Source organism: Terrabacter sp. R4-6, from assembly GCF_057529065.1.
This window is the reverse complement of the sequence record NZ_CP197224.1, coordinates 2,575,652-2,595,514: the sequence shown is the minus strand read 5'-3', so window position 1 is coordinate 2,595,514 and position 19,863 is coordinate 2,575,652. Positions and strand designations below refer to the sequence as shown.

The following is a 19,863-nucleotide window of genomic DNA, read 5'->3' as shown; positions in this document are numbered from 1 at the left end:
CCCCTAGCGTCGGCGCTGCGGACGCGCCCGCGCCCGCACCACCGACACACGCTCAGGGGTCGTCATGTGTGAGCTCCACGAAACCGCCAGTCCCGCCGTCGGCCGCCGCACCCTGATCCGTGGCGCCGGGGGCCTCCTCATCGGCGGCGGACTCGTCGCCGCCACGGCCACCGCTGCGCAGGCCGCGACGTCGCAGAACGGCTGGCCCGCCGGCTCGTCGTCGACCGTACCGCTCGGCACCCTGTCGGTCGGCGCCGCGACCTTCCCCGCCGGAGTGCGTCGCGGCGACGTGCACATCGTCCTCGGCTACGTCGCCCGCCGTTTCGACCACGAGGTTGAGGCGCTCGTCAAGGGCTGGTGCTGGGGCCACAGCTACCGCCCCATCTCGGGCAGCACCACCCTGTCGAACCACTCGAGCGGCACGGCCATCGACCTCAACGCCCCGCGCCACCCGCTCGGCAAGTCAGGCACCTTCACGGCGACGCAGCGCTCGCACATCCGCTCGATCCTGGGCTCCTGCAACGGAGTCGTGCGCTGGGGCGGCGACTACTCGGGCCGCAAGGACGAGATGCACTTCGAGATCAACGTGCGGCCCGGCGACGCCCGCCTCGCAGCCCTCGCCAAGCGCATCGGCGGGGGCGGCACCACCCCGGCGCCAGCCCCGATCGCCTGGACCACGGTCAAGCGCGGCGCGAGCGGCTTCCGCGTCACGGCGATCCAGCACCTGCTGCGCCAGCGCGGGCTCAGCCTCACCGTCGACGGCTCGTTCGGCCCGACGACCCAGAGCCGCGTCATCTCCTTCCAGCGCTCCAAGGGCCTCGCCGCCGACGGCGTCGTCGGTCCCAAGACGTGGTCGGCGCTCGTCGTCACGGTCAAGCGCGGCTCGAACGGCCAGGCCGTCGTCGCGACACAGAAGCTGCTGACCCACCGCGGCTACAGCCTCACCGCCGACGGGGTCTTCGGCGCCATGACGGCCACGAAGACGCAGGCGTTCCAACAGTCCCGGGGCCTCACGGCCGACGGGGTCGTGGGAGCCCGCACCTGGGCCAGGCTCACGGCCTGAGCGCCGGGCCCTTCTCACGGCGCCTTCTGGGGTTTAGCGTCGCTCGTGTTCCAGCCATTCAACGAAGAGGGGCACGGCACATGGCAGAAGACTGGGCAGCAGACGTCAGGAAGTACTCCCCCGACGCCGACGACGCCGCGATCAAGGGCATCGTCCGGCACTGCGGCATCGCGCTGCAGAAGCGTGACTCGGCACTCGTGTCGTTCAGCGACAAGACCGAGACCGACCGCGTGCGTGACGGGTTCATGAAGAAGAAGCTCGGCCTCACCGACTCCGACGCCGACCTCGACGCCTCGCTGGCAGAGGTCGGGCAGACGCTCAAGGGTGACCGCACGAAGAACCGCGTCACCGTCTACTACCTGCTCGCCGAGAAGCACGGGAAGCTCGACCTCTTCCGCTGACCTCGTCCTCTGGACGCGGACGCACGACCCTCGACAACGCTCGACCGGCCCTTCCGGACACCGCGGTCGTGTGCGCAGGATGGGGAATGGACACTCACACGCCCAGCCCCCGCCCCCTGCCCCACCCGACGCGCCGAGCCGTGCTGACGACAGCAGCCGCCGGCGCCTTCGTCGCCCTCGCTGCACCAGCGGCGTCCGCCGCCCCGGCCCGGCGCTCGCCGGCGCCCGAGACGGTGGCCCTGCCCGACGGCATACGCCCCGAGGGCATCACGTCCGGACCCGGCACGACCTACTACGTCGGGTCGCTGGCCGACGGGCGGATCGTCACCGGCGACCTGCTCACCGGCACCGTCGCCACCCTGCTCGCCGGCGCACCCGGACGCGCGCTCCGCGGTCTCTTCCACGACGACCACTGCGGTGTCGTGTGGGCCGTCGGCGGTGTCACGACCGCCGGCGTCACGGAGGGACACGTGTGGTGCGTCGACGCCACGACCGGTGCCGTCATGCACGACGTCGTCGTGCCGGGCGCCGTCTTCCTCAACGACCTCGTCGTCACCGAGTCGGCCGTCTGGGTCACCGACTCGCGCGTCGACCGGCTGACCGTCGTCGGGCACGACCACGCGACGATGTCGGTGAGCGGTCCGACCTTCGTGCCACTCACCGGCGCGTGGCCCGCCGGTGACGGGGTCGCCAACAACGCCAACGGGATCCGACTGCTACCCGATGGCGACATCGTCCTCAACAACAGCCGCGTCGGCGGCCTGTGGCAGGTGGCGCCGACCACCGGGACGACCCGGGCGATCCCGGTCAGCGGCGGCCCCGGCATCGTCGGCGGCGACGGGCTCGAGACCGACGGGTCGGTGCTCTACAACGTCCGCGGCAGCGGCCAGTACGAGGTGTCCGTGCTGCGGCTCGCCCCCACGGCCACCGGATGGTCGGCGAAGTGGGCGGGTGCCCGCACCGACGAGACGCTCGACATCCCGTCGACGGCCACGCTCGCCGGTGGCTGGCTGTGGGCCGTCAACGCGCGCTTCGGCGTCGCGTCGCCCGGCACCGCGAGCTACTGGATCACGCGCCTCCCGGCCGTCTGAGAGGACGTGTGCCGTCGGGTCCCCGGCGCACAGGGGTGCACAGGGCCATGGACCCGGCGGCGGCACGGGCGCACACTGGACGGATGGACACGCGCCGCAGCAGGTTGACCCGTCGCAGCGCCCTGACCGCCGTCGCGGGCTCGGCACTCGTCGCCCTCACGGCCCTGGCCGGATCGACGGCCGTCGCCGCACCACGGGCGGCGACGCCCGCCCCCCCCGTCGTCACCACGTCGCTCGCCGAGGTGCGCCTGCCGTCCGCGTCGACCCCGCACCACGTGCCGACCCGGGCCGGGTCGTGCTCGGTCTCGATGATGGACGACCTCTAGGGCCACCCGTCGAGCCACGTCGAGCGCGCGCTGACGTAGGGAGCGATCAGCTCGACGAGTCCCGGATCCGCTTCTCCCGCCAGGACGTGGGAGGCGATCCGCCTGGCCGCGCCGGCGAGGAAGTCGGCCAGCTGCACGCGCGGGTCGTCCTGTGAGTCGACGAAGCTGATGCCCTCGAGCACGTCCGACGACCCGTCCGCTCGCGCCCCGACCGCCGTGCGGATCGCCGCGTCCGTGAGCGTCGCCTGCACGTCGTGGACCACCCAGAGCGGACGACCGGCCGCTCCCCAGTGGCGCAGCACCTCGGCGAGCGCCGGCACGATCGGGTCGAGCGCCCCCCGACCGCGGGCCACGAGCGCCAGCAGCCCCTCGGGATCGTCAGGGATGCCGGCGGGCAGTGACGGCGCGAGGTCGACGAGATCGGAGAGGCCGCCGCGGAGGACGGCCCCACTCGCCGCCGCCTCGTCGAGCGAGCGGGCGCGGACGACGTCGTTGAAGGCGGCGAGCAGGGACTCCCAGCCGACCCGGCCCATCCGTCGCGTCGCCACCCGGTGCAGCACCTCGGCCCGGCGGCCCCGATCCGTGGCCGCAGCAGGCTCGCCGTCGAGCAGGACGACCATGCGTCCCGTCAGGTGCAGCGCCTTGTCGGTGAGGTGGACGTGGGCGTGACCGAGCAACGGCCCGTCGTCGCCGAGCAGCCACTCGAGCAGGCGACGGTTCTGCGGCCGCAGCACGACGCTCGCCTTCACCTCCGTGGCCGGCGAGCGCGCCTCGACACGCACCCGCTCGATCGTGGCCAGCGCGACCTCGGTCGCCACGTCGACGCTCGCGTGCGCGAACGTGTCGGTGCTGCCGCGGACGAGCTTCTCGCCCTCCGACCCGGACTCGTCGCACGCCACCTCGAGGAGGGCGGTGGGGCGCGGCGGCGCGGCGGGCGGCATACCCCCATCCTGTGCGTGCGCGCCGGGCGCGCCAAGCGACTTTGCCCCGCAACAGCACGATTCGGTCACGGCCGGTGAGGACGAGGGCCCCACTGGGTACGTCGCGTCAGTTCGGACCCGGGTCACGTCACGGGTCGAGGTCCCGTCTGCGAGGAGCACGCCATGACGACGCCGCGCCGCACCACGCCCCGAGAGTGGATGGACCACCTCGAGCAGACGCTCGAGGCGTTCGACGAGACCGGCGGCCACCGCGTCCTCACCCAGGTCTTCGACGAGCTCGACGTCGAGGACGCCCTCTCGCACGTCGTGCTCCCCTACCTCCAGGAGGTCGGCGAACGCTGGTCGGCCGGGTCGATCGGTGTCGCGCAGGAGCACTTCGCGAGCAACGTCCTGCGCTCGCGGCTCTCGGTGCTCATGGGCGCCGACGAACGCCCCGAGGGTCCGCTCGCCGTCCTCGCCTGCATGCCGGGCGAGCAGCACGAGTTCGGCCTCATGGCGACCTCGATCGTGCTGTCGCGCCTGGGGTGGCGCACCTGCTACCTCGGCGCCGACACGCCCACCGCCGAGCTCGCCATGACCTGCCGGACCCTCCAGCCCGAGGCCGTCGTCGTCGCGGCACGACGGGCCACCGCCTTCGCCGCCCACGCACCCGCCCTGCGCCGCGTCGCACGGACCACGCCGGTCCACCTCGCGGCGTCCGGCGCGAACGACGACGTCGTGCAGCTGTGCCACGCGACCCTGCTCGAGGGTGACCCCGTCCAGGGCGCGCACACCCTCCACGGGACCCTCGGCGAGTCCGCCTCGGACCTCGACGAGTCCACGGCCGTCTGACGACGCACGCCGCTGCGCACCGTGCGCGTGACCTCCACGGCGATAGGCTCGTTTGCCGTGCCCCGGCACCGTGACCCGCAGGACCCGACCGATGGAGCTTCCATGAACGCAGGACCGAACGGCCCGCAGCACCTCGTCGAGCAGGTCGGGTCGGAGCCCACGGGGGGTCCGGGCCGCAGGGGGCGCGACCAGCGCATGGGGCTCGTTTTCGCCGGCATCGCCGCCGCGGCCCTCCTCGTCGCGGGACTCATCGCGCTCGTGCTCACGATGGCCGACTGAGCGCGGCGAGCGCCACCGAGCGCCCCGACCGGCCCACGAACTCCTCGAACGCCGCGACCGTCGGGTCGTGCGCGGGGTTGCGCACGATCGCGCCGATGGTCCGCCGCGCCTGCGGGTGGTCGAGCCGGACGGGCACGACGTCTCCCTCCGGCGCGAAGTCCGGCAGGATCGCGACGCCGAGGCCGGCACCGACGAGTCCCCTTGCGGTGTGGACGTCCTCGGCCTCGAAGGCCACGCGCAGTGGCACGCCGGCATCGGCATAGATCTCCTCGACGCGGCCACGGAGGCCGAAGCCGGTCTTGAGGACGATGAGCTCGTCGCCTCCGTCGGCGGCGAGGCGCTCGACCGAGACCGAGCCCGCCCCGGCGGCCGGGTGCGACCGGTGCACGGCGACGACGAGGGGCTCGTCGTAGAGGACCGTCGTCGACGCGCCGGGCAGCGCCGGCGGCGAGGCGACGAGCGCGACCGAGCAGCGACCGGCCTCGAAGTCGTCGAGCGCCTTCTGCCGCGACCCCTGCGCGAGCTCGAACCGCACCCCCGGGAAGCGGTCGCGGAAGCGGCAGATGAGGGCGGGCACGACCGCCTCGCCGAGGAGCGTCTGGAACGACAGGCCGACGGTGCCGTGCCCGACGACGCTCGAGCGCGTGACGACGTCGACACCGCGCTCGAGCGCGCCGACCCCCTCCTGCGCGAAGGGCAGCAGGGCCCGACCGGCGGCGGTCAGCGCGATGCCCCGCCCGTCCCGCTCGACGACCGGGGTGCCGAGGAGGTCCCCGAGACGGGCCAGGGCTCGGCTCACCGTCGGCTGCGGCATGCCGAGGACGGCGGCCGCGGTCGTCACCTGGCCGACCTCGGCGACGACGACGAAGACGGGCAGGAGCCGGACGACCGCTCGGAACTCGGCGGGTTTCATGCCTCGATCGTATGAGTCACGCCGCTGGTATGCATTGGTGCACCTTCCGCTCGAGGCCTAGCGTCGAGCGCATGACCTGGGCCGGACACCTCCCCGCGAGCCGCGAGTACCGCCGCATCCTCGTCGGGCTCGGCGCTGCCGGCATCGCGACGTTCGCGCAGCTCTACTCCCCGCAGGGGCTGCTGCCCACCCTCGCCCGGGGCCTCGAGGTCAGCCCCGCCGACGCCGCCCTGTCCGTCTCGCTCGCGACCCTCGGCGTCGCCGTCGCGGTGCTGCCGTGGTCGTGGATCGCCGACCGCGTCGGTCGGCTGCGCGCCATGCAGGTGGCCATCGTCGCCTCGACCGTGCTCGGGGTGGCCGTCGCGCTCGCGCCCGGGATCGAGGCCCTGCTCGCCCTGCGCCTCGTCGAGGGGATGGCCCTCGGCGGGCTCCCCGCGCTCGCCGTCACCTACCTCCACGACGAGGTGCACGCCCGCCACACGGCAGCCGCGGCCGCGGCCTACATCTCCGGCACGACCATCGGCGGAGCGGCCGGACGACTCATCGCCGGACCCCTCGCCGGCGTCGTCGGCTGGCGCCCGGCCCTGCTCACGGTCGCCGCCGTGTGCGCCGTCGCGTCCGTCGTCTTCCTGCGCCTCATGCCGCGGGCGCGCGGCTACCGCCCGACGACCGCCGCCACCGCGCGGACCGTCACCGACGGCATACGCACGAGCCTGCGGGACCCGGCTCTGCTCGCGCTCTACGCCCAGGGCGCGCTCCTCATGGGCGGCTTCGTCGCGGTCTACAACTACCTCGCCTTCCGGCTCGAGGGCCCGGAGTTCGCGCTGCCCGCGACGGTCGGGTCGCTGATCTTCGCCGCGTATGCCGCCGGGACCGTCAGCTCGCGCCTCACGGGCCGCTGGGTGCCGCGTCTCGGGCGGCGCCGCGTGCTCGTCGGCGGGACCGTGGCCATGGTCTGCGGCGCATTGCTGACGCTGTCGGGCGCGCTGCCCGTCGTCGTCCTCGGGCTGCTCGTGCTCACGGCCGGCTTCTTCGCCGCCCACGCGACGGCGTCCGCCTGGGTGGGGGCCCGCGCGACGACCGGACGGGCCCAGGCGACCGCGCTCTACAACGTCACCTACTACAGCGGCTCGGCCCTCGTCGGCTGGCTGCTCGGCTACGCCTGGTCGGGCCCGGGGTGGGTCGCCGTCGTCGGAGCCGTCGCCGTGCTCGCCGGGGTCGCGTTGGCGCTCGCCCTCACCGCCCTGCCCGGCCGGTCTCCGGCACCCGAGGCGAACGGGACCGGCGTTATGCCCTCACCGGACGCTCGAGCGGTGCATGCTGGCCCGCATGAGCGACGGTCCGGTGGGGGGACCGCGTAGGGCGGACATCCAGGGCCTCCGGGCCGTGGCCGTGACCGCCGTCATCGCCTTCCACCTCTTCGGCTGGCCGAGCGGCGGCTACCTCGGGGTCGACGCCTTCTTCGTCGTGTCCGGCTTCGTCATCACCGGGGTCCTCGTGCGCGAGAGGGAGCGCACGGGACGGATCTCCTTGCGCGCCTTCTGGATCCGCCGGGCTCGACGCATCCTGCCGCTCGCGCTGCTCGTCATCGCCGCCGTCGTCGCCATCGCGCCGTGGGCGTGGGCAGGCGCCAAGGTCGCGTCGATCCACACGGACGCACTCTGGGCGATGCTCTTCGCCGCGAACTGGCACTACGCCGCCCGCGCCGACACCTACTTCGACGCCGGGTCCGCGCCGTCGCCGCTCCTGCACTACTGGTCGCTCGGGGTCGAGGAGCAGTTCTACGTCGCGTGGCCGCTGCTCGTCGTGCTGGCCGTCGCCGTCGCCGGCGGCGTGCGCCGACATCGGGTGGCGATCGGCGTCCTCGCCGCGGCCGTCGGCGTCGCGTCCCTCGTGTGGGCCGCCGTCCAGACCTCCTCCGACCCGACGACCGCCTACTACTCGACGCTGACCCGCGCATGGGAGCTCGCGCTGGGCGCCGCCCTCGCCACCGTGCCCCGGAATGCCGTCAGCCTGGCTCCCGCGGCCCGCGCCGCGCTGTCGTGGGCGGGGCTCACGACGGTCGTCACGGCATACGTCCTCGTCACGCCGGACACGGGCGTCCCCTGGCCGGCAGCGCTCGGGGTCGCCGTCGGGACGGCGCTCGTGCTCGTCGCGGGGATCGGTGCGCCGGCACCGGGCGCGGTGCTGCTGACGAACCCGGTGAGCAGCTACCTCGGCGACATCTCCTACGGGCTCTACCTCTGGCACTTCCCGCTCGTCGTGCTCGCCCCGGTCGTCCTCGCGACCACCGGGGCCGCGAGCGCGGCCGTCGTCCTCGCCGGGACCCTCGTGCTGGCCGTCATCTCCCACCACCTCGTCGAGCGGCCGGTCCTCGACGCGCCACGGGTCCGACGCCGCAGCATGCTGGCCGCCGCGATGGCGCTCGTGCTGCTCGTCGTCGGGGTCGGCGGGGCGGCGTCGGCCCGGCCCGACCTCTTCGCCGGTGGGAGCGTCGTCGCGGCCGACGACCCTGACGGCGCCGTCCCGCCGCCGGCCGGCGAGGTGCCCGAGACGACGACGAGCGAGGTGACGACTCCGGCGACGACCGGGCCACCGACGCCCGCCCCGACGGCGACCCGGACGGTGACACCGACACCGACCCCGACCCCGACGGCCACCGGCTGGACGCCGGTCCCGCTGGGCACCACCGGGACCCGCATCCAGGACGGCCTCCGCGGCGCTCTCGCGTCGGGGTCATGGCCCGCCGACCTCAACCCGTCACCCGACGAGTGGCAGACGACCGCCGACCAGCGCGACGCGATGAGCGCCTGCGCCGCGACCGACGCCGAGGACCCCGAGTCGTGCACCTTCGGCAAGCGCTCCGGCCCCGAGATCATCGTCTACGGCGACTCCATCGGCTTCCCGCTCCTCGCGACCGTCGAGAAGGCGTACGGCAAGAAGTACAAGGTGCGCGGCATGACGAAGATCGCGTGTGCCGTCAACGGCGTCGACGCGAACTACGGCAAGGACGAGTGGGCGGTCCCGTGCGTCGACCACCGGAAGATGGTGCTCGACTACGTGCGGCGGGTGAGGCCGAAGGTCCTCATCATGACCGAGACGTACTCGTGGGCCGTGCGGCTCAGGTCCCACGCCAAGGGAGCCGCGTCGGCGAAGGAGTGGCTCGCCGCCGACCAGGCCTTCGTCGACGCGGTGCGCGGGAGCGTCGGCACCGTCGTCATCGTCGCGCCGTCGATGCCCGGCGTCGCCTTCCTCGACTGCTACCGGCCGGGCGCATCGCCGGGACGGTGCGTCACCGGCATCCCGACGTGGTGGGCGCGGACGCGTGACGTCGAGAAGAAGGTGCAGCACGCCGTCTTCGTCGACACGACCCACTGGTACTGCGTCGACGGACGCTGCCCCATCTTCACGACGACCACGGGCACGGTGCTCAAGGGCGACTACCTCCACACCTCGGTGCAGTACGCCCGGCAGCTCGCCCCCGACCTCGCCTACCTGCTCAGGGCCTCCGGCGTCAGGCTGTGAAGGCCGTCGACGGGAGGTCGCGCTCGTCGTCGGCGAGAGCGCGCACGACGCGCTCGGCGACGGCCGCGGGATCGAGGCCCTGCGGCAGGCGCGGCGCCTCGCCCGCGACCGGACGGGTCGCCAGTCCCGTCTCGGTGTGCGGAGGACGGACGTCGAGGACGCGGATGCGCCGTCGCCGCAGCTCGGTCGCGAGCGCCGCGTCGAACGCGGTGAGCCCCGCCTTGGCCGCACTGTAGGCGGCCATCCCGGGCATCGCCTTCTCGGCCACGACGGCGCTCACCTGGGCGAGGAAGCCGCCCTCGGGGATGACGCCGAGGGCCGCCCGAGCGAGGCGGATCGGCGCGACGAGGTCGAGGAGCAGCACCTCGTCGAGGGTGTCGTCGTCGAGGTCGTCGACGGCGCCGAACGCGACGACACCGGCCGCGTTGACGACACCCGTGAGGGCCGCGGCACCACTCGCGGCGCGCACGACCGACGCGGGTCCGTCGGGCATCGTCAGGTCGACGGCGACGGTCGTCACGACGGCGCCACCCAGCTCGTCGGCGAGCGCCTGCAGCCGGGACGCGTCCCGGCCGGAGAGGGTGACCCGGGCGCCGGACGACACGAGCCGTCTCGCGATCGCGCTGCCGAGGCCCCCCGTGGCGCCGAGGACGAGGACGTGCGCTGAGGCGAGGTCGGTCACCCCGCCATCATCACCCGGCGGGTGCCCCTCCGGAAGGTGCGCTCGATCCTCCCCGGTTCGACGATCGGCGACCCCGGAGACGGGTATGTTGAGGGCGACCGCGCCGGGGGGCGCGGCCTACGGGGGACCGTGGGACACCGGGGGACACGGGGGCAGCACCATGGCACAGACGCATTCGTCCGGCGACGGCGACAGGGACGACCACCGCGACAGGGAGCTCATGGCTCCGCACGAGGTCGCCCGGCTCTTCCGGGTCTCCCCTGCCACCATCACCCGCTGGGCCCGCGTCGGTCTCCTGCCGTCGACCCGGACGCCCGGCGGCCACCGACGGTTCGAGCGAGCCAACGTGCTGGCACACCTGGAGCGGCTCGTCCGCGAGGGGGACGCCGACCGCACCCGCAGCGCGACCGGCGACGCCTGACCGCACGCGTCGACACGGCATACGCCCTTCCCTCGCGCGGAGCGGGGCCCCCTCCGGTGGGGAGGACCCCGCTCACCTGCCACTCGACAGGAACGCCTCCACGCTCAGTCGAGCAGGTAGTCCTGGGTCTGCGGGTTGAGCCACGGCAGGTGCTTCGCGCCCGCCACGGCCTTGTTGCTGAACCGGAGCGTGTCGACGCCGCGGGAGATGTCGTTGGCGACGATCAGGCCGTTGTACCAGTAGGTCGACCACTGGTTGGAACGCATGTCGTAGTAGCCGATCTCCTTGGGGGACGAGGGGTTCGTCAGGTCGACCACAGAGGTCCCCGAGCCGTACGCGGACGCGACGAGGACGTAGCGGTCGGCCAGGGGGACGTAGTTGAAGTTGTGGTACGTGTTCGGCTCGGCCCGCGGGATCCGCAGGTGGCTCAAGGCCTTCGACGGGTCGGCGGTCGAGTAGGTCCACAGGGCGCCGAAGGGCTCCTTCGCCGGCCCGAAGTACTCGTCGCCGAACGTGACGTAGCGACCGTCGGGCGTGAAGGCGGCCGAGTGCCAGATGTCCACGTCCGGTGTGTCGATGTCGGCCGTGACCACCGGGTGCAGCGGGTCGGAGATGTCCCACAGCTGACCCTGCGAGAGGCAGGCCGCTGCAGCGAGCTTCTTCGGCGACAGGACGGTGATGTCGTGGCAGGCGAAGAACGGCGTCACCCCCTGGGCGGCACCGAAGAGGTCGACACCCTTGATGGTCGGCTCGCTGACGACCCGGGCCCCTGCCCCGGCCGCTGCGTCGTCACCGTCCACCTCGATGACCGAGATGTGCTCGAACGGGGGCTGGCAGTCGGGACCGATGTTGCTCGCCGACAGCGGGTAGGACGCCACGTAGACGTACGCCGTGTCGCCCTCGCCGGGGACCAGGGTGTTGGTGTGCGACCCACAGTCCGTGCGCACACCCTTGATGAACGTCGGGGAGGCGGGGTCGCTGATGTCGAAGACGCGGATGCCCTCGAAGGCGCCGGGCGTGCTGGCCGTGACGTTCCTCGAGCCTTCGCAGCCCACGGTGCTCTGCGGGGTGTCGACGGACAGGAAGAGCAGGTCGCCGTGGACGGTGACGTCGCCCTGCGGTCCGTTGCAGTGGACGTCGGCGAGCTCGACCGGCGCACCGGGCTCGGCGAGGTCGATGACGCGGAAGCCGCCGTAGTGACCGGCGAACGCGAGGCTGCCCTTGAAGGCGAGGTCGGAGTTGACCCCACCCGTGTGGGCTGCCGTGCTCAGCAGGTGCATGTCCCTGCTGTAGCCGTCGGCCGCACTGGCTGGTGGAGGGGGTGGGATGCTGCCGTCGTCCCACGGTTCGTGGGCTGCTGCCGGCAGGGCCGTGGCGAGGGCGACGGTCGCAGCGGCGACCGCGACGAGCGTACGGATGTGTCGCATGGGTGAGCCTCCTGGAAGGACCGCTCTCCCCCCGAGTCGGGAGCGATCGGGACTGCCGGGAGCCGGTCGGCTCCGGCTCGGCCATGCTGGCACGAAACGGTCATATCGGCGCGTCGAGGCAGCACGTGCCCCATCAGCCCCCGGGTGTGGGAGGTGTCGGTCATGATGTGCGGGTCATGACGCGATGGACTTCCCAGCAGGTGGCCGGCCTGGCTCCCGACGCCTCGTCGCTGGCCGCTGCCCGCAGGCTCGCGCGCCCGGGCCCGTGGTCCGACACGGGGTCCACCGAGACGCTGCTCTGGGGCAAGTGCCAGGGCTCGGGCAAGACGCCCTACCATGTGAGCATCGACCTCACCGGACCCGCGTTCCGCTGCTCGTGCCCGAGCCGGAAGTTCCCGTGCAAGCACGGGCTCGCGCTCCTGCTCCTCTGGGTCGACGGGTCGGGGTCGGTGGCTGACGCCGCCGAGGCCGCAGGGTTCGCGCAGGAGTGGGCGGCCGAGCGCTCGGCGCGGGCCGAGGCGAAGGCCGCCGGTGACGCCGCCCGTCCCGCGCGGACACCCGACCCCGCTGCGGCGGCGAAGCGGCTCGAGGAGCGGCTCGCCCTCATGGACGACGGCATGGACGACTTCGCGCGCTGGCTCACCGACCTCGCGCGCACCGGCACGGCGGCCGCCCGGCACCAGTCCTACGCGTGGTGGGACGGCACGGCGGCGCGCCTCGTCGACGCGCAGCTGCCCGGCCTCGCCGACGACGTGCGCTCGGTCGGCGGCGCCGTGAGCGGTCGCGCCGACTGGGCCGAGCGGCTGCTCGTCGCCCTCGGCCGGTGGTGGACGGCCACCCGGGCCTGGTCCGCGCGCGAGTCGCTCGGTGAGGCTCGGCTGGGCGACCTGCGTGCCTATCTCGGCTGGTCGACGAGCACCGAGTCGGTGCGTCGCGCCGACGCCGTGGCTGACCGCTGGCTCGTCCTCGGCGCCCACCGCAGCGACGACGGCCGCCTCCAGCAGCAGCGCACGTGGCTGCGCGGGACGTCGACCGGCGAGACGGTGCAGGTGCTCGACTTCGCGGCCGGCGGCCAGGTGCTGCCGGTCGCGCGGGTGGTCGGCTCGAGCCTCGACGCCACGCTCGCCCGCTACCCGGGCGCCGCCGTGCGCCGTGCCCTCTTCGTCGACGAGCCCACCGTCTCCGACGGCGACGTGCGTATGCCGTCCGGCGCGTCCCTGGACGACGCGCGGTCGGCGGCGGCCGAGGCCTGGGGCCGCAACCCGTGGGCTCGGCGGATCCCCGTCGTCCTCGACGACGTGCGCGTCGGCGTCGACCGGGTCGTCGACGCGGACGGGGCGAGCGTCGCCCTCACCGACGACGCCGACGTGTGGTCGCTGCTCGCTCTGACCGGGGGCAATCCCGCGCGCGTCTTCGGGGAGCTCGAGGAGGCGCGGCTGCGGCCGCTGACCGTCGTGGTCGACGGCGAGGTGGTGGGGCTGTGAGCGACCTCGACACGTGGTGGCGCGACGTCGGCAACGCCGCCCTGCTGGGCACGGCCCGCCGGCCGGCGCCCGCCCTCCCGGACCTCGGCCGGGCCGGCGTGCTGGGCCGTCCGGGCGGCCCGGGCGGCCCGGGCGGCCCGTCCCGGGAGGAGGCCCTCCTCGACGCCGCCGCGCTGGGTGGCGCGGCCCTGCGCGCGGGGCGCCGCCTCGACCACGCCGACCCACCCGACGCCGCGCCCGACGACAGCCGTCCGGTCGCGCCGCGGCGAGCCGTCCAGCTGCTCGAGCTCGTCATGACCCAGCCCCCCGCCGGGGCCCAGCAGCGCACCGGCCTGCTCGTGCACTGGCTGCGGGCCGCCGACGAGGCCGGCTGTCGCGTGCCACACGCCCTGTTGCCGACGCTGCTGGCGCTCGCCACCGGGACGCGCGAGCTGCGCCCTCCGACGGCGGCCGTCCTCGACGAGCGCGGACGCTGGCTGGCCGGCCTGCGCGACGAGTGGTCGTGGGTCGCCGACGCCTCCGCGGGCGCCGAGGCGCGCGCCCTATCGCGCACGGAGGGCGCGGTCCGCGACCCGCACGACTGGGCACGGCTGCCCGCGACCGACCGGGTCGCCGTGCTCGCCGCCGTGCGGGCCCACGACCCGGCCGCCGCGCGCGAGCTCGTCCGCTCCACGTGGGCCACCGATGCAGCGCGCGACCGTCGCGCCCACCTCGACGCCCTGCGCGTCGCCCTCGGTCCCGACGACGAGCCCCTCCTCGAGGACGGCCTCGACGACCGTGCCGGCACCGTGCGCGAGGCCGCGGCCGAGCTGCTCGACGCCCTGCCGGGCTCGGCCCGGGCCGCCCGCATGGCCGCGCGGCTGGGACCACTCGTCCGGCGCACCGGCCTGCTCGGCCGCGGCGTCGAGGTGACCCTGCCCGACGAGCCGGACGCGGCAGGCGTGCGCGACGGCCTCGGCAAGCCTCCACCGCGGCGCTCGGCCCGCGGGTGGTGGCTCGAGCAGATCTGCGCGGGAGCACCGCTCGAGGTGTGGGCCCAGCTGACCGGCGCCGGCCCGTCGGCGACGGTGGGGCGCCTCACCGACGCGCAGGCGACCGACGCGCTGGCCGGCATACGCCGTGCCGTGCGGGCCCGCCGCGACCCCGAGTGGGCAGCGGCCCTGCTCGAGCGTGGCTGGGACGCTGCGCTCGTGCCCGCCCTGCCCCGCGAGCTCCGCGAGCGCGTCGTCCTCCGGCGCGTCGACGCCACGACCGAGCGCGTGCACGAGATCGCGGCGGTCGTCGGCTCCGTCGACCCACCGTGGTCGCCCGACTTCAGCGTCGCGCTCGTGTCGCGGCTGCGCGCGTCGAAGGTCGGCTCGGCCATGGTCGTCGCGTCGATGCCGCACCTGCTCGTCGGGCTGCACCCCGCAGCGCTCGACCCCCTCGAGCGCTGGATCGAGTCGACCGGCGCCGACCAGACCCTGACGACCAACCTGCGCAACCTGCTCCAGTTCCACTCCGTCCAGCGATCGATCACCGAGGCCTTCAGATGAGCGAGTCCCCCTCTCCCACCACGGTCCTGCGGGCCCACGCCGAGCACGCGTATGCCGCCGAGCTGGCTGCGCTCGCCGCCTCCGACGACCGGCCCCGCCCGCCGCGCTGGCGGCTCTCGCCGTGGGCCGTCACGACCTACCTGCTCGGCGGCACGCTCGACGACGGCACCGAGATCACGCCGAAGTACCTCGGGTCGCGGCGGCTCATGGAGGTCGCGGTCGCCTCGCTCGCCACCGACCGCGCCCTGCTCCTCCTCGGCGTCCCGGGCACGGCCAAGACGTGGGTCAGCGAGCACCTCGCGGCCGCCGTCAGCGGCTCGTCGACGCTCGTCGTCCAGGGCACGGCGGGCACGCCCGAGGAGTCGCTGCGCTACGGATGGAACTACGCGCGCCTGCTCGCCGAGGGGCCCACGCGCGGGGCGCTCGTGCCGAGCCCGGTCATGCGGGCCATGCAGACGGGCACCCTCGTACGCATCGAGGAGCTGACCCGCATCCCGGCCGACGTGCAGGACGCCCTCATCACGATCCTGTCCGAGAAGCACCTGCCGATCCCCGAGCTCGACTCCGAGGTGCAGGCGCAGCAGGGCTTCAACGTCATCGCCACCGCCAACAACCGCGACAAGGGCGTCAACGACCTCTCGTCCGCGCTCAAGCGCCGCTTCAACACCCTGGTGCTGCCCCTGCCCGACACCCTCGCGCAGGAGGTCGAGATCGTCCGCACGCGCGTCGACTCGCTGGGCCGCTCCCTCGAGCTGCCGCCCGGTCTCGAGTCGCTGGCCGAGATCGAGCGCGTCGTCACGATCTTCCGCGAGCTGCGCTCGGGGGTCACCGCCGACCAGCGCACGACCGTCAAGTCGCCGTCGGCCACGCTGTCGACCGCCGAGGCCATCTCGGTCATGACCAACGGGCTGTCGCTCGCGGCCCACTTCGGCGACGGCGTCGTCCGCGCCGACGACGTCGCGGCCGGCCTCGTCGGCGCGGTCGTCAAGGACCCGGTCCAGGACCGCATCGTCTGGCAGGAGTACCTCGAGACGGTCGTCAAGGACCGCACCGAGTGGACCGACCTCTACCGCGCGTGCCGCGAGCTCGGCTGAGCGCGTGAGCAGTCCCGCGAGAGACGTCCGCGTCGAGGTGCTCGGCGTCCGGCACCACGGTCCGGGCTCCGCGCGGTCGGTCGCGCGCGCCCTCGACGAGCTGCTGCCCGACGTCGTCGTCATCGAGGGCCCCCCCGAGCTCGACGCGCTCGTGCCGCTCGCCGCCGATCCCGACCTCGTACCGCCCGTGGCCGGTCTCGTCTACGCCGTCGACGAGCCGAGGCGGGCGGCCTTCTACCCGTTCGCCGTCTTCTCCCCCGAGTGGGTGGCGCTGCGCTGGGCGCTCGAGCACGGGGTCGACGTCCGCTTCGCGGACCTGCCCGCGACACACCACCTCGCCGACAGCCCCGACCCTGCCGACGGCCCGGACGACGCGCCGCGGCGACCGACGCGCAGGCTCGACCCGATCTCGGCCCTGGCGTCGGCCGCGGGCTACGACGACCCCGAGCGCTGGTGGGAGGACGCCGTCGAGCACCGCCGCACCTCGTCCCTCGCCCACTTCGCGCACCTGCGCGAGGCGATGCACGGAGTCCGTGGCGACCTCGAGGTCGACGACGACGCGCTGCGGGAAGCCTTCATGCGCAAGGCGATCCGCGCCGAGATGCGCGGCGGCCGCCAGCGCATCGCCGTCGTGTGCGGCGCCTACCACGCCCCCGCCCTCGACCCCGCCTCCTTCCCGCCCGCCAGCCGTGACAACGCGCTCATGAGAGGGCTGCCCAGGATCAAGGTGGCGGCCACGTGGGCCCCGTGGAGCTCAGAGCGCCTGTCGTATGCCAGTGGCTACGGCGCCGGGGTCCGCTCGCCCGGGTGGTACCACCACCTCTTCGTGACCCCCGACGAAGAGGTCGTGCCGTCGTGGTTCGTCCGCGTCGCGCGAGCGCTGCGCGGCGAGGACCTCGACGCGTCGACGGCGTCCGTCGTCGAGGCAACGCGGCTCGCGGGCGCGCTCGCCGCCGTGCGCGGCCGGCCCTCGGTCGGGCTCGCGGAGCTGACGGACGCTGCCCGGGCCGTGCTCACCGAGGGGTCCGACCTGCCCCTACGGCTCGTCGACCGCACCCTCGTCATCGGTGAGCTGCTCGGCCGGGTGCCCGAGTCGACCCCGATGGTGCCGCTCGCCGGCGACCTCGCGAGGCAGCAGAAGACCTTGCGGCTCAAGGCGTCCGCCACCGCCACGGTCATGCAGCTCGACCTGCGCCGCGAGTCGCAGCTCGCCCGCTCGGTGCTGCTGCACCGCCTCGCGGTCCTCGACGTGCCGTGGGGCACGCAGGTCGACGCCGGCCGCACGACCGGCACCTTCAAGGAGGCCTGGGAGCTCGAGTGGACACCCGAGCTTGCCGTGGCCGTCATCGAGGCCAGCCTCCACGGCACGACGGTCCGCAGCGCCGCCGAGTCCCGCATCGCCGAGCAGGCGCGCGAGGCCGCCGACCTCGGGGTGCTGGGGCGGCTCATCGAGGAGTGCCTGCTCGCCGACCTGCCCGAGGGGCTGCGCGCCGTCGTCACCGCGCTCGCCGAGCGCACGGCCCGACAGCACGACACCCGGGCCCTGCTCGAGACCGTCGAGCCGCTCGCGCGCACGTGCCGCTACGGCGACGTGCGCGGGGTCGACGTCGCCGACGTGGCGCACGTGCTCCAGACCGTCGTCGTGCGCGCGTCCGTCGGGCTGCGCGCCGCGTGCTCCAGCCTCGACGACGACAGCGCGGCCGCCATGCGCACGGCCGTCGAGGCGGCGCACCGCGGCGTGGCGCTCGTCGACCGCGACGACCTCCGCGACCCGTGGACCGAGGCGCTCGTGAGCGTCGGTCGCGACGAGGCCGTCCACGGCGGCGTCGCAGGGCGCGTCAACCGCCTGCTGCTCGACGGCGGGCACCTCACGCACGACGAGGCGGCAGCTCGCCTCAGCCGCCGGCTCTCCCCCGGCACCCCGGCCCCCGCTGCCGCGGCGTGGCTCGACGGCTTCCTCACCGGCGAGGCCCTGCTCCTCATCCACGGCGACGACCTGCTCGCGATCATCGACGAGTGGCTCGTCGACGCGTCCGAGGAGGCCTTCGAGGACCTCCTGCCCCTCGTGCGCCGCACCTTCTCGCGCTACCAGCCCGCGGAACGGCGCCTCATCGGGACGCACCTGCGCGACCTCGCGAGCGGCACGCACACGACCCCGTCGTCGACGGACTCGCTCGACCTCGACCGGGCCGCCCCGGCCATCGCCGCGGTCGCCCGCCTGCTCGGGATGGAGGTCGCGTCATGACCGACCGCGACCGGCTCACCCGGTGGCGGCTCGTCCTCGGCGGCGAGCAGTCCGACGGCATCGGCGAGGGGGCGACCCTCGACGCCGACGACCTCAAACGCGACGAGGCACTGCGCGAGCTCTACGACGGCGAGCGCCGCAGCGGCCTCGGGGCGTCCGCGCCACGGGTGGCCCGGTGGCTCGGCGACATCCGCGGCTACTTCCCGTCGTCGGTCGTGCAGGTCATGCAGCACGACGCGATGGACCGCCTCGGGCTGACCCAGCTGCTCCTCGAGCCAGAGCTGATGGAGGCCGTGCAGCCCGACGTCAACCTCGTCACGACGCTCGTCGGGCTCGGCCGCGTCATCCCCGAGCGGTCCCGCGCCACGGCGCGGGCGGTCGTCCGCGTCGTCACCGACGAGCTCGAGGAGCGGCTGCGCTCCGAGACGGTCCAGGCCGTCAGCGGCGCGCTCAACAGGGCAGCCCGTACCCGGCGCCCCAAGGCCTCCGACATCGACTGGAACCGCACCATCGCGGCCAACCTCAAGCACTACCAGCCCGAGCACGGGACGGTCGTGCCCGAGCGGCTCGTCGGCCACGCCCGGCGGGCGCACCGCGTCGAGCGACGGATCATCCTCTGCATCGACCAGTCCGGCTCGATGGCCGAGTCCGTCGTCTACTCCAGCGTCTTCGGCGCGGTGCTGGCCTCGCTCCGGTCGGTCGAGACGCGGCTCGTCGTCTTCGACACCGCCGTCGTCGACCTCACCGACGAGCTCGACGACCCCGTCGACGTGCTCTTCGGCGTGCAGCTCGGCGGCGGCACCGACATCAACCAGGCGCTCGCCTACTGCGAGGGCCTCATCGAGCAGCCGGGCGAGACGATCCTCGTCCTCATCAGCGACCTCTACGAGGGCGGCATCGCCGAGGAGATGGTGCGTCGCGCGTCCGCGATCGTCGCGTCCGGCGCGACGATGGTCGCGCTGCTCGCGCTCAGCGACTCGGGGCGCCCGAGCTTCGACGCCGACCACGCCGCCGCCCTCGCCGCCGTCGGGGTGCCGGCCTTCGCGTGCACCCCTGACAAGTTCCCCGACCTCATGGCGACGGCCATCGAGAAGCGCGACATCACGGCGTGGGCCGCCGCCAACGACATCGTCACCACCCACGAGGCCGACCCGGCTACCTGAGTGCGGCGACGGCCTCGATCTCGACGAGCTGGTCGGGGTAGCCGAGGACGGTGACGCCGTGCAGCGTGCTCGGCACCTCGTGCTCGCCGAAGGCGTCGTGGACGACGGTCCACGCCGCCACGAGGTCCTCCCGGACGGTCGTCGCCACGAGGACGCGCGTGTAGGCGACGTCCCCCAGCGTCGCGCCGGCGGCCTCGAGAGCGGTCACGAGGTTGTCCACGCACTGTCGGGCCTGGGCCGCGATGTCGCCGGGCGCCACGGTCGCACCGGACCCGTCGAGGGGGCAGGCTCCCGCCGTGAAGACGAGCCGGGCTCCGGCGTCGGTGGTCGCGGCGTACGCGTAGGGCGCGATGTCGGTCAGGGCGGCGGCCCTGACGAGGCGGACGGCGCTGATGGGTCGGCTCATGGGCAGGACGCTAGTGCGCGAGCCGACCTGACGTGG

Annotated in this window: 19 protein-coding genes; 14 read left to right on the top strand and 5 right to left on the bottom strand. The window is 74.2% G+C overall.

Translation table 11 applies throughout. The features are described from left to right. Positions 1 to 64: 64 nt before the first annotated feature. The 4 genes from ACSSS0_RS12125 (at position 65) to ACSSS0_RS12110 (ending at position 2,881) form a co-directional block, all read left to right on the top strand. A complete protein-coding gene (locus ACSSS0_RS12125; RefSeq protein WP_487228166.1) occupies positions 65 to 1,063 on the top strand; it encodes a peptidoglycan-binding protein in 999 nt (332 codons plus the stop codon). Between the two features lie 80 nt (positions 1,064 to 1,143). Next, complete coding sequence (locus ACSSS0_RS12120) at positions 1,144 to 1,464, top strand: DUF2853 family protein (protein ID WP_435987685.1); 321 nt, start codon at positions 1,144 to 1,146, stop codon at positions 1,462 to 1,464. Positions 1,465 to 1,550: 86 nt separating this feature from the next. Beyond that, positions 1,551 to 2,555 (top strand): hypothetical protein, encoded by a 1,005-nt coding sequence (locus ACSSS0_RS12115; protein ID WP_487228165.1) that lies wholly within the window; start codon positions 1,551 to 1,553, stop codon positions 2,553 to 2,555. An 83-nt stretch (positions 2,556 to 2,638) separates the two neighbouring features. Further along, a complete protein-coding gene (locus ACSSS0_RS12110; RefSeq protein ID WP_487228164.1) occupies positions 2,639 to 2,881 on the top strand; it encodes a hypothetical protein in 243 nt (80 codons plus the stop codon). Here the strand turns inward: ACSSS0_RS12110 and ACSSS0_RS12105 are convergent. Beyond that, positions 2,878 to 3,822 carry a hypothetical protein gene (locus tag ACSSS0_RS12105; RefSeq protein ID WP_487228163.1) on the bottom strand — a complete coding sequence of 315 codons (945 nt, stop codon included), beginning with the start codon at positions 3,820 to 3,822 and terminating at the stop codon, positions 2,878 to 2,880. The two genes, ACSSS0_RS12110 and ACSSS0_RS12105, sit on opposite strands and share 4 nt — an antisense overlap. A gap of 162 nt (positions 3,823 to 3,984) precedes the next feature. Between ACSSS0_RS12105 and ACSSS0_RS12100 the strand changes: the two genes are divergently transcribed. Continuing rightward, on the top strand, positions 3,985 to 4,653 hold the full coding sequence (locus ACSSS0_RS12100) for a cobalamin B12-binding domain-containing protein (RefSeq protein ID WP_487228162.1): 669 nt from the start codon (positions 3,985 to 3,987) through the stop codon (positions 4,651 to 4,653). Between the two features lie 102 nt (positions 4,654 to 4,755). Further along, complete coding sequence (locus tag ACSSS0_RS12095) at positions 4,756 to 4,932, top strand: hypothetical protein (protein ID WP_487228161.1); 177 nt, start codon at positions 4,756 to 4,758, stop codon at positions 4,930 to 4,932. Here the strand turns inward: ACSSS0_RS12095 and ACSSS0_RS12090 are convergent. Continuing rightward, complete coding sequence (locus ACSSS0_RS12090; RefSeq protein WP_487228160.1) at positions 4,916 to 5,845, bottom strand: LysR family transcriptional regulator; 930 nt, start codon at positions 5,843 to 5,845, stop codon at positions 4,916 to 4,918. The two genes, ACSSS0_RS12095 and ACSSS0_RS12090, sit on opposite strands and share 17 nt — an antisense overlap. Before the next feature lie 71 nt (positions 5,846 to 5,916). Here ACSSS0_RS12090 and ACSSS0_RS12085 point away from each other — a divergent pair, with 71 nt between their 5' ends. Together ACSSS0_RS12085 and ACSSS0_RS12080 are read left to right on the top strand one after the other, a co-directional pair. Further along, positions 5,917 to 7,206 (top strand): MFS transporter, encoded by a 1,290-nt coding sequence (locus ACSSS0_RS12085; RefSeq protein ID WP_487228159.1) that lies wholly within the window; start codon positions 5,917 to 5,919, stop codon positions 7,204 to 7,206. Beyond that, positions 7,175 to 9,370, top strand: a complete 2,196-nt coding sequence (locus ACSSS0_RS12080; protein WP_487228158.1) for an acyltransferase family protein — start codon at positions 7,175 to 7,177, stop codon at positions 9,368 to 9,370. Before ACSSS0_RS12085 ends, ACSSS0_RS12080 begins: the two co-directional genes overlap by 32 nt. Here the strand turns inward: ACSSS0_RS12080 and ACSSS0_RS12075 are convergent. Beyond that, positions 9,360 to 10,052: an SDR family NAD(P)-dependent oxidoreductase gene (locus tag ACSSS0_RS12075; protein ID WP_487228157.1), complete on the bottom strand. Its 693-nt coding sequence runs from the start codon at positions 10,050 to 10,052 to the stop codon at positions 9,360 to 9,362. The two genes, ACSSS0_RS12080 and ACSSS0_RS12075, sit on opposite strands and share 11 nt — an antisense overlap. A 160-nt stretch (positions 10,053 to 10,212) precedes the next feature. Between ACSSS0_RS12075 and ACSSS0_RS12070 the strand changes: the two genes are divergently transcribed. Next, positions 10,213 to 10,473, top strand: coding sequence for a MerR family DNA-binding transcriptional regulator (locus ACSSS0_RS12070; RefSeq protein ID WP_487228156.1), 261 nt, complete (start codon positions 10,213 to 10,215; stop codon positions 10,471 to 10,473). Between the two features lie 104 nt (positions 10,474 to 10,577). On the opposite strand, the gene ACSSS0_RS12065 is transcribed toward ACSSS0_RS12070, so the two are convergent. Beyond that, positions 10,578 to 11,900: an LVIVD repeat-containing protein gene (locus tag ACSSS0_RS12065; protein WP_435987696.1), complete on the bottom strand. Its 1,323-nt coding sequence runs from the start codon at positions 11,898 to 11,900 to the stop codon at positions 10,578 to 10,580. A gap of 176 nt (positions 11,901 to 12,076) precedes the next feature. Here ACSSS0_RS12065 and ACSSS0_RS12060 point away from each other — a divergent pair, with 176 nt between their 5' ends. The 5 genes from ACSSS0_RS12060 to ACSSS0_RS12040 are packed head-to-tail and all read left to right on the top strand — an operon-like array spanning position 12,077 to position 19,421. Beyond that, entirely contained in the window at positions 12,077 to 13,384 is a 1,308-nt protein-coding gene (locus ACSSS0_RS12060; RefSeq protein WP_487228155.1) for an SWIM zinc finger family protein, read from the top strand. Then, a complete protein-coding gene (locus tag ACSSS0_RS12055) occupies positions 13,381 to 14,919 on the top strand; it encodes a DUF5691 domain-containing protein (protein ID WP_487228154.1) in 1,539 nt (512 codons plus the stop codon). Before ACSSS0_RS12060 ends, ACSSS0_RS12055 begins: the two co-directional genes overlap by 4 nt. Next, positions 14,916 to 16,013, top strand: a complete 1,098-nt coding sequence (locus tag ACSSS0_RS12050; RefSeq protein ID WP_487228153.1) for an ATP-binding protein — start codon at positions 14,916 to 14,918, stop codon at positions 16,011 to 16,013. The genes ACSSS0_RS12055 and ACSSS0_RS12050 overlap by 4 nt, the downstream gene beginning before the upstream one ends. Before the next feature lie 4 nt (positions 16,014 to 16,017). Further along, complete coding sequence (locus tag ACSSS0_RS12045; RefSeq protein ID WP_487228152.1) at positions 16,018 to 18,258, top strand: DUF5682 family protein; 2,241 nt, start codon at positions 16,018 to 16,020, stop codon at positions 18,256 to 18,258. Continuing rightward, entirely contained in the window at positions 18,255 to 19,421 is a 1,167-nt protein-coding gene (locus ACSSS0_RS12040) for a VWA domain-containing protein (protein WP_487228151.1), read from the top strand. Before ACSSS0_RS12045 ends, ACSSS0_RS12040 begins: the two co-directional genes overlap by 4 nt. Here the strand turns inward: ACSSS0_RS12040 and ACSSS0_RS12035 are convergent. Continuing rightward, positions 19,414 to 19,827, bottom strand: a complete 414-nt coding sequence (locus ACSSS0_RS12035; RefSeq protein WP_487228150.1) for a RidA family protein — start codon at positions 19,825 to 19,827, stop codon at positions 19,414 to 19,416. The genes ACSSS0_RS12040 and ACSSS0_RS12035 overlap by 8 nt on opposite strands. Positions 19,828 to 19,863: the final 36 nt, after the last annotated feature.